This window comes from Brevundimonas sp. LPMIX5 (genome assembly GCF_003576505.1).
Taxonomy (GTDB): domain Bacteria; phylum Pseudomonadota; class Alphaproteobacteria; order Caulobacterales; family Caulobacteraceae; genus Brevundimonas; species Brevundimonas naejangsanensis.
On record NZ_QWTZ01000002.1, the window covers coordinates 438,475 to 449,701 of the forward strand.

General features: G+C 68.8%; 12 protein-coding genes. 5 read left to right on the forward strand and 7 right to left on the reverse strand.

The genetic code is table 11. The features are described from left to right. Window positions 1–15 precede the first annotated feature (15 nt). Both D1604_RS03130 and trpE read left to right on the forward strand, forming a co-directional pair. On the forward strand, window positions 16–1,920 hold the full coding sequence (locus D1604_RS03130) for a peptidylprolyl isomerase (protein ID WP_119412434.1): 1,905 nt from the start codon (window positions 16–18) through the stop codon (window positions 1,918–1,920). Continuing rightward, window positions 1,920–3,437, forward strand: coding sequence for an anthranilate synthase component I (gene trpE / locus D1604_RS03135; protein ID WP_119412146.1), 1,518 nt, complete (start codon window positions 1,920–1,922; stop codon window positions 3,435–3,437). Before D1604_RS03130 ends, trpE begins: the two co-directional genes overlap by 1 nt. On the opposite strand, the gene D1604_RS03140 is transcribed toward trpE, so the two are convergent. Continuing rightward, complete coding sequence (locus D1604_RS03140; RefSeq protein ID WP_119412147.1) at window positions 3,434–3,622, reverse strand: hypothetical protein; 189 nt, start codon at window positions 3,620–3,622, stop codon at window positions 3,434–3,436. The two genes, trpE and D1604_RS03140, sit on opposite strands and share 4 nt — an antisense overlap. A gap of 124 nt (window positions 3,623–3,746) precedes the next feature. Here D1604_RS03140 and D1604_RS03145 point away from each other — a divergent pair, with 124 nt between their 5' ends. From D1604_RS03145 to trpC, 3 genes are read left to right on the forward strand one after another with little or no spacing between them, the layout of a single operon-like run. Next, window positions 3,747–4,337: an anthranilate synthase component II gene (locus D1604_RS03145; protein ID WP_119412148.1), complete on the forward strand. Its 591-nt coding sequence runs from the start codon at window positions 3,747–3,749 to the stop codon at window positions 4,335–4,337. Next, window positions 4,334–5,371 carry an anthranilate phosphoribosyltransferase gene (trpD, locus tag D1604_RS03150; RefSeq protein WP_233551880.1) on the forward strand — a complete coding sequence of 346 codons (1,038 nt, stop codon included), beginning with the start codon at window positions 4,334–4,336 and terminating at the stop codon, window positions 5,369–5,371. The genes D1604_RS03145 and trpD overlap by 4 nt, the downstream gene beginning before the upstream one ends. Continuing rightward, a complete protein-coding gene (gene trpC, locus D1604_RS03155) occupies window positions 5,371–6,174 on the forward strand; it encodes an indole-3-glycerol phosphate synthase TrpC (RefSeq protein WP_119412150.1) in 804 nt (267 codons plus the stop codon). Before trpD ends, trpC begins: the two co-directional genes overlap by 1 nt. A gap of 159 nt (window positions 6,175–6,333) precedes the next feature. Here trpC and lpxB read toward each other — a convergent pair whose 3' ends face one another. Genes lpxB through D1604_RS03185 form a run of 6 tightly spaced genes read right to left on the reverse strand, consistent with a single transcriptional unit; the run spans window position 6,334 to window position 11,215 of the window. Beyond that, window positions 6,334–7,500, reverse strand: a complete 1,167-nt coding sequence (gene lpxB, locus D1604_RS03160) for a lipid-A-disaccharide synthase (protein WP_119412151.1) — start codon at window positions 7,498–7,500, stop codon at window positions 6,334–6,336. Next, the gene (gene lpxI, locus D1604_RS03165) at window positions 7,497–8,348 is read right to left on the reverse strand and encodes a UDP-2,3-diacylglucosamine diphosphatase (protein ID WP_119412152.1); all 852 of its coding nucleotides are present in this window, start codon (window positions 8,346–8,348) and stop codon (window positions 7,497–7,499) included. The genes lpxB and lpxI overlap by 4 nt, the downstream gene beginning before the upstream one ends. Beyond that, entirely contained in the window at window positions 8,345–9,145 is an 801-nt protein-coding gene (lpxA, locus tag D1604_RS03170; protein ID WP_119412153.1) for an acyl-ACP--UDP-N-acetylglucosamine O-acyltransferase, read from the reverse strand. Before lpxA ends, lpxI begins: the two co-directional genes overlap by 4 nt. Beyond that, complete coding sequence (gene fabZ / locus D1604_RS03175; protein WP_119412154.1) at window positions 9,142–9,606, reverse strand: 3-hydroxyacyl-ACP dehydratase FabZ; 465 nt, start codon at window positions 9,604–9,606, stop codon at window positions 9,142–9,144. The genes lpxA and fabZ overlap by 4 nt, the downstream gene beginning before the upstream one ends. Further along, a complete protein-coding gene (lpxD, locus tag D1604_RS03180; protein WP_119412155.1) occupies window positions 9,603–10,622 on the reverse strand; it encodes a UDP-3-O-(3-hydroxymyristoyl)glucosamine N-acyltransferase in 1,020 nt (339 codons plus the stop codon). The genes fabZ and lpxD overlap by 4 nt, the downstream gene beginning before the upstream one ends. 8 nt (window positions 10,623–10,630) lie before the next feature. After that, window positions 10,631–11,215, reverse strand: a complete 585-nt coding sequence (locus tag D1604_RS03185; RefSeq protein ID WP_024352579.1) for an OmpH family outer membrane protein — start codon at window positions 11,213–11,215, stop codon at window positions 10,631–10,633. Window positions 11,216–11,227 lie beyond the last annotated feature (12 nt).

An 11,227-nucleotide genomic window follows, 5' to 3' on the forward strand; every position in this document is an offset into this window, starting at 1 on the left:
GTCAGGTTCTTTTCGATGATCACGTACTTCCGAAACTTCGCCAAGTCGAAATGGGCCGCAGGCCTGTTCGCCCTGATCATCCTCAGCTTCCTGATCGTCGGGGCGCAATCCGACATCTTCGCCAATCTGGGGCCGCGCCACATCATCAGCGCCGGGGACCGCAGCGTCGATTCCAACCAGTTCCGCGCCGACTTCGAGCGCGTCCGCGCCAATCTGCAGGAGCAGGCCGGTCGTCCCGTCAGCTATGACGACATGGTCAAGGAGAACCTGCACCAGCAGTATCTCGACAGCCAGACCCAGCGACTGGGCTTCCTGGACTGGGCCTACAAGGCCGGCATCCGTCCGGGCAAGGAGCTGATCCTGGCTCAGATCCGCAAGATTCCCGCCTTCTTCAACCAGATCACGGGCCAGTTCGACAAAGACCTGTACGCCCAGGCCCTCGCCCAGCAGAACCTGACGTCGGAAATGCTGGAAGACGACCTGCGCGACCAGTATGTCACCGCCCACGTCGGATCGGCCGTCTTCGCCGGCCTGCAGGCGCCGCGCGTCTACGCCGCCCTGCTTGCGGGCCAGGCGCTGGAGACGCGCGACGGCCGCTGGTTCTCGGTCACTCAAGCCATGGCGGGCCGCGCCGGCGCTCCGACCGACGCGCAGTTGACCGCCTTTATGAAGGAAAACGAGGCGCGTCTGCTCAGCCCCGAGTTCCGCATGATCTCTCTGGTCCTGTTCTCGCCCGGCCCGAACGACGCCCCCCCCGCGATCACCGAAGAGCAGATCAAGGAGCGTTATGAGTTCCGCAAGGCCGCCCTGGCCGAGCCGGAGAAGCGCACCTTCGTCACCCTGACGGTCCCGACCAAGGAAGCCGCCGACAAGATCGCCGCCGACCTGCGCGCTGGTAAGAACCCCGCCGAGGTGGCCAAGGCCAACAACATTCAACTGGGCGACTACAAGGCCACGCCGCAGGCCGCCGTGGGCGACCCCGCCGTCGGCGCCGCCGTCTTCGCCCTGGCCGCCGATCAGGTGTCGGCGCCGATCCAGGGCCGTCTGGGCTTCACGGTCGCCAAGGTCGCCACGATCCAGGCCGGCGAGGCCGTGTCGCTGGAAACCGCCCGCGCCGCCGTGGTTCAGGAGCTTCAGGCCGAAGCGGTGAAGGCCGCGACCTACGCCAAGGTCGAACAGTTCGAGAAGGCGCGTCAGGAAGGCAAGAACCTGGCCGACGCCGCGACCGCCGCCAAGGCCCGCGTCATCCAGTTGCCGCCCTTCACCGAACAGGGCCAACTGCCGGACGGCCAACCGATGAACGCCCCGCGTCAGGTTCTGGAAAGCGCCTACGCCCTGTCCAAGGGCGGCGAGAGCGACGTCATCGACGCCGGCGACGGCCAGTATTTCGCCGTCCGTCTGGACGAAATCCGCCCGTCGGCCCTGCCGACGCTGGACGAGGTGCGCGCGCCCCTGGGCCAGCAATGGACGATGCGGGAAAACGCCCGCCTGCTGTCGGCCAAGGCCGAAGAGCTGGCCGGTCGCGTCCGCGCCGGCGAAGACATCGCCAAGGTCGCCGCCGACGCAGGCGTCCAGTTGACGGTCCGCACCGCCGTCCAGCAAAGCCGCGAGTCGCAGGCTCAGGTCGGCGATGGCGTGCTGCGCGGTCTGTTCGGTCAGGCCAAGGGTCAGGTCTTCTCGGGCCAGCAGGCCCAGGACAGCTTCGTCGTCGGTCGTGTCGACGCCATCCACGCCGCCGATCCGGCTCTGGCGGCGCCGCTGGCCGAGCAGGCCCGTCCGCGCCTGACCGAGGAACTGGCCAACACGATGGCTGACCGCACCATCGCCGCCGCCGCCGCGCGCACCAAGTCGCGCAACGATCCGGCCCTGGCCCTTCAGGCCCTGGGCGTCGAGGCCCCCGCCGCTCCCGCCAAGAAGTAATGCAGCAAGAACGCGACGCCTTCATCGCCGGCCTGACGGCGGGCCGCCCTCAGGTTCTGGTCCGCCGCCTGATTGATGATCTGGAGACCCCCGTCTCGGCCTTCCTGAAGGTCGGGCACGGGCGGCGCTACGCCAGCCTGTTCGAGTCGGTCGAGGGCGGCGCCGTCAACGGCCGCTATTCCTTCGTCACCCTGTCTCCGGACGTGGTCTGGCGCTGCCGGGACGGCAAGGCCGAGATCGCGCGCGGCGCCGACGTCCTGTCGGAAACCTTCACGCCCGAAGACCGGCCCGCGCTGGAATCCCTGCGCGCCCTGATCGCGGCGACGAAGTTCGAGCTGCCCGCTGACCTGCCCCCCATGGCCGCCGGTCTGTTCGGGGTCTTCGGTTACGACATGGTGCGGCTGCTGGAGCCGCTGGGCCCGGCCAACCCCGACCCGCTGGACCTGTCCGACGCGGTCATGGCGCGTCCGGCCCTGGTCGCCATCTTCGATTCGGTGAAGCACGAGATCGTCCTGATCGCCGCCGCCTATCCCGACACGGTGACAGACCCGGCTCAGGCCTACGCCGCCGCCCAGGCCCGGCTGGAGGACTTTGAGGACCGCCTGCGCGGCCCCCTGCCCATCCAGCGCGAGGTCGAGCCGGTTCCCGCGCCCGATTTCCATTCAGACGTGGACGAGGCTGCCTTCGGCCGCATGGTGGCGCGGGCCAAGGACTACATCGTCGCCGGCGACATCTTCCAGGTCGTGCTGGCGCACCGTTTCTCGGCGCCGTGGGCCCAGGACCCGTTCGCCTTCTATCGCTCGCTGCGTCGCGGCAACCCGTCGCCCTATCTGTTCTTCCTCGACTATGTGGATTTCCAACTGGCGGGCTCCAGCCCGGAAATCCTGGTCCGTCTGAAGGACGGACGCGTCACCATCCGCCCGCTGGCAGGCACCCGTCCGCGCGGCGCCACGCCCGAACTGGATCAGGCGCTGGAAGCCGAACTGCTAGCTGATCCCAAGGAACGGGCCGAGCATCTGATGCTGCTGGACCTGGGCCGCAACGATGTGGGCCGCGTTTCCTCGCCCGGCTCGGTCGAGGTGACCGAAAGCTTCGTGGTCGAGCGCTACAGCCAGGTCATGCACATCGTCTCCAACGTGAACGGCGCCGCTGATCCCAAGCTGGACGCGGTGGACACCCTGCTGGCCGCCCTGCCCGCCGGCACCCTGTCGGGCGCGCCCAAGGTGCGGGCGATGGAAGTCATCGACGAGCTTGAGAGCGAAAAGCGCGGCGTCGGCTACGGCGGCGGCGTCGGCTATATCTCGGCCAATGGCGAGGCGGACATCTGCATCGTCCTGCGCACCGCCATGTTCGCCAAGGGCCAGATCTTCGTTCAGGCAGGCGCGGGCGTCGTCGCCGACAGCGACCCGGCCGCGGAGTATGCTGAAACTCTGGCTAAAGCCCGCGCTCCGATGAAAGCGGCCGAGGACGCGTGGCGATTCACCGCGACCACGCGCGGCCAGGGTTCCGACGGCTAGGGATTGGAAACCGTGGCAGCCTGGTCAAACACTACGCCGGGGCCCACGACCATGGTCCCGGCCAGAAGGATCGCCGTCGTCGCGGCGAAGGCGGCCGCCGCCAGCAGGCGCAGCGGCTTGGGTTGTTCACTGGGCGCCTCGTTCAACAGGGCGCGGGCGTCACGGATGCATTCTACAGGGGTCAAGACGGATTTCTTCCGATGGCGATGCCCCTCTATCGCCCGGACAGCTTAACGTCCGCTTTCAATCGGCCCGTTTGCCTTCCATGCTTGGGCCGCCCTGCCTCCCCGTCTTCAAGAAGACTTCGCCATGATCCTCGTCGTCGATAACTACGACAGCTTCACCTACAACCTCGTCCACTACCTCGCGGAGTTGGGCGCCCAGACACACGTCGTCCGCAACGACGACCTGACCGTCGAAGAAGCCTGGGCGCTGAAGCCCGAGGCCGTGCTGCTATCGCCCGGCCCCTGCGCGCCCGACCAAGCGGGCATCTGCCTGTCGCTGATCGAGACGGCCGCCGAGACCATGCCCATCCTCGGCGTCTGCCTGGGCCACCAGTCGATCGGCCAGGCCTTCGGCGGCGAGGTGGTGCGCGCCAAGACCCTGATGCACGGCAAGACCTCGCCCATCCTGCACGAAGGACGCGGCGTGTTCGGCGGCCTGCCCTCGCCATTTACGGCGACGCGCTATCACTCGCTGGCCGTGCGCCGCGAGACCCTGCCCGACGCGCTGGAGGTCACCGCCTGGACCGACGACGGCGAGATCATGGGCCTGTCGCACCGCTCGCGACCGATCCACGGCGTCCAGTTCCACCCGGAATCCATCGCCACCGAACACGGCCACGCGATGATCGCCAACTTCCTCGATCTGGCGGGCGTCAAGCGATTGGCGAACATCTGATGGACAGCATCAAGCCCCTGCTGGCCAAGCTGGTCGACGGACAGGTGCTGACCCCGGACGAGGCCAAGCGCTTCTTCGCCGCCTGCCTGCGCGGCGAGCCGACGCCGTCACAGGTCGCCGCCGCCGTCACCGCCCTGCGCATCCGCGGCGAGACGGTGGACGAGATCGTCGCCTTCGCCAGCGCCATGCGCGACGCTGCGCGCTCGCTGGAGCACCCGTTCGATCAGGTGATCGACACCTGCGGCACCGGCGGCGACGGCCAGCACACCTATAACGTCTCGACGGCGGCCTCTTTCGTTCTGGCGGGCGCAGGGCTGAAGGTCGCCAAGCACGGCAACCGCGCCATCAGCTCCAAATCCGGTTCGTCCGACGTCCTGGCCGCCCTGGGCGTCAATCTGGACGCCACGCCCGCCCAGCAGGCGCGGGCGCTGGATCAGGCGGGCATCGCCTTCCTGTTCGCGCCGACCTATCACGGGGCCATGCGTCACGTCGGGCCGGTGCGCGGCGAGATCGGCTTCCGCACCGTGTTCAACCTGCTGGGGCCGTTGTGCAATCCGGCAGGCGCGACGCATCAGGTCATGGGCGTCTATGACCCCGCCCTGCTGGAGCCGCTGGCCGAGGTTCTGGGCCGACTGGGCGCCCGGCGCGCCTGGACCGTCAACGGTCAGGGTCTGGACGAACTGACCACCACAGGCCCGACCGAGGTGGCCGAGTGGAAGGACAGCGTCGTCCGCCGCTTCACCGTCACGCCCGCCGACGCCGGACTGCCGCTGGCCACGCTGGACGACCTGCGCGGCGGCGACGCCGAGCATAATGCGGCGGCCCTGACAGCCCTGCTGGCGGGCGAGCGCGGGCCCTATCGCGACATCGTACTGCTAAACGCCGCCGCCGCCCTGGTGGTCGCCGGGCGGGCCGAAGACCTGAAATCGGGCGCCGAACTGGCCGCGAGCGTCATCGACGATGGCCGCGCCGCCGCCGCCCTGGCTGAACTGGTGCGCGTCTCCCACGCGCCGATCGAAGACGAGGACGCCTGATGAGCGACGTTCTGGACCGCATCGCCGCCTACAAGCGCGAGGATGTCGCCGCCCGCAAGACCGCCGTCTCGCAAAACGCCATCGAGGCGCGCGCGAAAGAGGCTTCGCCCCCGCGCGGTTTCCGCGCCGCCCTGGCCGGCCGTTTCGCCGAAACCGGCCGCCCGGCCCTGATCGCCGAGATCAAGAAGGCCAGCCCGTCCAAGGGCCTGATCCGCGCCGACTTCGACCCGCCCGTGCTGGCGCAGGCCTATGAGCGCGGCGGCGCGTCCTGCCTGTCCGTCCTGACCGACGGCCCTAGCTTTCAGGGTGACGACGCCTATCTGACCGCCGCACGCGCGGCCGTCGCCCTGCCCTGCCTGCGCAAGGACTTTCTGGTCGATGCGTGGCAGGTGGCCGAGAGCCGGGCGCTGGGCGCCGACTGCATCCTGATCATCATGGACATGGTGGACGACGCCCTGGCCGCAGACCTGCTGGCCGAGGCGACCCGCTGGGGCATGGACGCCCTGATCGAGACGCACGGCGCCGACGAAATGGCGCGCGCCGCCAAACTGGTTCAGGGCCGCGACGACGCCCTGATCGGCGTCAACAACCGCTCGCTGCGGACCTTCGAGGTGGATCTGGCCACGACCGAGCTGCTGGCCGCGCTCAGCCCGAAAGGCGCGTTGCTGGTCGCCGAAAGCGGCCTGTTCACGCCCGACGACGTGGCGCGTGTCGCCAAGGCTGGCGCCCGCGCCCTGCTGGTCGGCGAAAGCCTGATGCGACAGTCGGACGTGGAAACTGCGACTCGAGCCTTGCTGGCCTAAGTCCTCAAAAAACCGCTCATCCCGGCGGACGCCGGGACCCAGTGCTTTGGCCACAGTCACAGGCCTAGCCACGGTGACGCCCGCACAATCGGCCAGGAACTGCGCACGAGGTTCTTACTGGGTCCCGGCGTCCGCCGGGATGAGCGGGGTGTGAGGTGATCAAGCCGCCTTCGCCGCAATCACCCGCAGCACGGCGTCCGCCGCCAGTTCCGACGGGTCCTGCCCGCCGCGTCCCATCAGGTTCAGCGCCTCGGTCTGACGACGCGCCTGATCGGCCGCTGCCTCGGGATCGGTCAGCAACCGCCCGACCGCCTTGGCCAGGGCCTGCGGCGTCGCCTCATGCTGGATGAACTCCGGCGCGATGGCCTCATCGGCGGCGATGTTGAACAGGGTGATGTGCTTGGCCGTCACTAGCCGCTTCATCAGGACGTAGCTCAACCCGTCGATCTTATAGGCGATGACCATAGGCGCGCCCGCCAGCGCCAGTTCGGTCGAGACCGTGCCGCTGGTGGCCAGGGCGGCGTTCGCGGCCTTCATGGCGTCGTACTTGTCGGCTTCCGGCGCCACATGAGCGCGGAAGGGCCAGGCGGCGACCCGGCCCGCCACGTCAGCGGCCACCGTGCCCGCCGCGACGACGGCGACCTCCAGCCCCGAAATCTGCGCCTTCAGCTGTTTGGCCGCCTGCTCATAGACGGGCGTCATGCGCGTGATCTCGCTGGGGCGGCTGCCCGGCAGGACCAGCAGCAGCGGCGCATCCGCCGCAATGCCCCGCGCGACGCGGAAGCGGGCGCCGTCGGCCCCCGCCATGTCGACGTGCAGCGCCTGCGAGCCGACGACCGTCGTCGGCAGGCCCGCCTTCTCGAACCACGGCGCGTCCAGCGCATAGAGGGCCAGCAGGTGATCCACCGCCCCCGCCAGCGTCTTGGCCCGCCCCGGCCGCGAGGCCCAGACCTGCGGCCCGACGTATTTGATCAACGGCGTCTTCGGCGAGGCGGCGCGGATCGCATGAGCCACGCGGATGGTGAAGCCCCAGCTGTCGATCAGAACCACGGCGTCCGGCTTCTCCGCCGCCGCCAGCGCCGCCGTCTCGGCCACGCGCTTCTTGACCCGGCCGTAGGCCTTCAGCCCCTCGATCCAGCCCAGGATCGACAGTTCGGCGATGTCGAAGGGGTTGGCGACGCCCTCGGCCGCCATCTTGGGGCCGCCCACGCCGACGAAGACCACATCCTTGCCCAGCCGCGCCTTCAGCGCCCGCGCCAGCCCGGCGCCCAGCGCATCGCCCGACGCCTCGGCCGCCACCAGCATGACCTTCAACGGACGGCTCATCGCGGCTCTCCCCACACGAACAGGCCCAGACGGTCGGCCGCCTCGACCAAACCTTCGTGGTCGATGACGATCAGCCGCCCCTCGAACCCGCCGATCCCGGCCAGACCCGCAGCGGCGGCCAGTTCGACCGTCGTCGGTCCGATAACCGGCATGTCGACGCGTAGATCCTGGATCGGCTTGGGCGCCTTGCCCAGCGCCCCGCGCGCGAAAGCCTGCGAACCGCGCAGGTCGGCGGGCAGGTGCGCCACGCGCCGCAGCATCTCGTCCGTGCCTTCCTGAGCCTCGACCGCCAGCACCAGTCCGTCGCAGACGACCGCGCCCTGACCGATATCCAGTTCGCCTGATTTTTCAGCGACGTGCAGCGCCTTCTTAAGGTCCGCCAGTTGCTCCGCCGTCGGCGCCACGCGGCCCAGCGCGCCCGCCGCCAGCATCTCGCCGCCCAGAATGTCGTCCGCGCCCTCGACGGCGAAGCCTTCGTCCTCGAATACCGACAGAATCTTGCGCAACAGGGCGTCGTCGCCCTTTGACGCCGCCGCGATGATGCCGGGCAGCAGGGATGCGCCCTTAAGATCGGGCTTCAACGTCTTGAAATCCGGGCGGTTGACGTAGCCCGCCAGACAGACCGCGCGGCAGCCCTCGGCCCGCATGGCCTTCACGATCTTGCCGATCTCGGCCATGCCGAAGTCCTGTCCCGGCCAGCGGTACAGGTGGGCGTCGGCGAAGCCCTTCAGGCGGATGATGAAGACCTCGCGTCCCTCGGCCTCGCAGCGCTGGGCGACGCGGATGGGCAGATCGCCCGAACCCGCGATCAAGGCCAGCTTGGGCGCGCCCAAAGCCGGGCTTGTCATTCCGCGCCCGGCAGGCACAGCGGGCGCTTGCCGCCGTCACGGATGAAGGACGTGATCTCCATGATCTCGGGCAGGTCGGCATAGGCCTGCTCGACCCGGTCCAGACGCTCGGCGAAGACGCCGTCGCCCTCGAACAGGTCACGATAGGCAGCCAGCAGGCGGCGCACCGCGTCCTTGCCGTAGCCCTTGCGCTTCAACCCGATCAGGTTGAGGCCGTGCAAGCTGGCGTGGTTGCCCCAGACCGAGCCGTAGGGAATGACGTCGCGCGTCACGGCGGCCAGGCCGCCGACGATGGCGCCCTGCCCCACCCGGCCGTTCTGATGGATGGCGCACAGGCCGCCGAGGAACACCTTGTCGCCGACATGGACGTGGCCGCCCAGGGTGGCGTTGTTGGCCATGGTGACGCTGTCGCCGACCACGCAGTCGTGGCCGACGTGGGCGCCCGTCATGAACAGGTTGTTCGAGCCGACGCGGGTGACGCCCGATCCCACTCCAGCATGGGGCGGCGTGCCCCGGTTGAAGGTGCAGTGCTCGCGGATCAGGTTGTTCTCGCCGATCTCCAGCCGCACCGGCTCGCCCTTGTAGCCGCCGTGCTGCGGGTCGCCGCCGATGACCGCGAAGGGGTGGATCGTCGTGTTCGCTCCAACGTTCGTGTCTTGCTGGATCACCACATGGCTGACCAGACGCACGCCGGGGGCCAGCGCCACGCCCGGTCCCACGGTGCAGAACGGGCCGATCTCGACCCCGTCCGCCAGGGTCGCCGAGGCGTCCACCACAGCGGTCGGGTGGATGGTCACTTGGCGGGCTCCGCCACGGTCACGACCATGGCCATGAACTCAGCCTCAGCCGCCAGCTTGCCGTCGATGAAAGTCTCGCCGCGGAACTTGTAGGCGTCGCCGCGCGCCTTGATGACCTTGACCTCCATGCGCAGTTGGTCGCCCGGACGCGCGGGCTTGCGGAAGCGCACGCCGTCGATCGACATGAACATGATGACCTTGTCGGCCACCGCGACATCCAGCGACTTGGACATCAGCAGCGCGCCCGTCTGGGCCATGGCCTCGACGATCAGCACGCCCGGCATGACCGGGTCGATCGGGAAGTGGCCGGGGAAGAAGGGCTCGTTATGGGTGACGTTCTTGATGCCGACGATGGAGGTCGCCGCCACGAAGTCCTGCGCCTTGTCGACCAACAGGAAGGGATAGCGGTGCGGCAGGCGACGCATCACCTCGGCGTAATCGATCTTGTTGTCTTCGCTCATTCTTTCGATTCCTTCGCGCCCTTCTTCTGGGACGCCTGTTTGGACAGCCATACCGTCTCGCGCAAGAACTGGCGCAAAGGCTTGGCGGGATAGCCGGACCAGATTTCGCCCGGCGGAATGTCGGCCAGGACGCCGCCGCCGGCCGCGACGCGCGCGCCTTCGCCGATGGTGATGTGGTCGCCCACGCCCGCCCGGCCGCCGAAGATGCAGTTGTCGCCGCTGGTGACCGAACCCGAGATGCCGGTATGCGCCGCCATCAGGTTGTTGCGGCCGATGACGCAGTTGTGGCCGATCATGACCAGATTATCGATCTTGGTGTTCTCGCCGATGACAGTGTCGTCATAGGCGCCCCGGTCGATGCAGGAATTGGCCCCGACCGTCACCCCGTCCTGCAGGATGACGCGACCCAGTTGGGGAATATCCACCGGCCCGGCTTTCGACCCGGCGGCGCCGAAGCCCGCCTCGCCGATGCGCGCGCCGGCCAGAAGCTTCACCCGGTCGCCCAGCAGGGCGAAGCCGACAGTGACGCCAGCGCTGATCAGGCAGTCGCGGCCGATCTGGACGCCCGGTCCGATCACGGTGTTGGCGCCGATGCGGCTGCCGCGCCCGATGCGGACCCCTTCGCCCAGGATCGCCCCCGGCTCGACCACCACGGTGTCGTCCTCGGCGGCCTCGGCGACCGTAATGGCGCGGTCCAGACGGATCGGCCGGTGTAACAGGGCTGACGCCCGCGCCCAGGCGGCCTGAGCCTCGCCCGACACGATGATAGCGGCGTCAGCAGGCGCCGCATCCACGGCCGACGGCGGCACGATCACGCAACCCGCCTTGGTCTGCGCCAGGGCGGCGGCGAACTTTCGGTCGCCCAGAAACGCAATCGCGCCCCGGTCCGCACTGGACAGGGGCGCAACGGCCGAGATGACGACTTCGCCGCCCCGGACGACCTCCCCGCCGATGTGCTTGGCGAGGGCGGCGACCGTCAGGGGCGACAGGGTCTGGAAGAACCTCGGATCGGGCATGGCCCGTCTTACGACTGCGGCTGGGCCGGAACCGGCATGCGGTTGAAGCTCAGCGTCGGCAGCTGGGCGTTCAGGCGCTGGATCACGGTGTCGGTGACGTCCATGGCCGGATTCAGGATGAAGACGCTCTCGCGGTCGATCATGATGCCGCAGCCCTTCTCCTGATAGACGGCGACCAGCAGGGGCTCGATGGCTTCCGAGATCTTGCGGCGCTGTTCAGCCAGGGTGTAGCGCAGTTCATTCTCGCGCGTGGCTTCCAGTTGCTGGGCTTCCTGGATGCGTTGCTGCAGTTGCTGGCGGCGCTGGTTCATCTGGTCAGCCGGGATGGTCGCCTGACCCTGTTGCAAGGCCTGAGCCTCGGTCTGGATGGTGGTGGCGTAGGGCTGGATCTCGCCCTGAACTTCCTGCGCCAGCTGTTCCATGCGGGTCTGGACGGCCTGACCGACGGTCGACTGGGCCAGGACGCGCTGGTTGAAATAGACGCAGACGCCGGGGATGACCGGGCCGGGGTTGGCCGGGCCCTGCGACTGGGCCAGGGCGGCCGAGGCGGTCAGCGAAGCGAGGGCGAAGGCGCCGATAGCGATGAGTTTCATAATCTAAGCCTT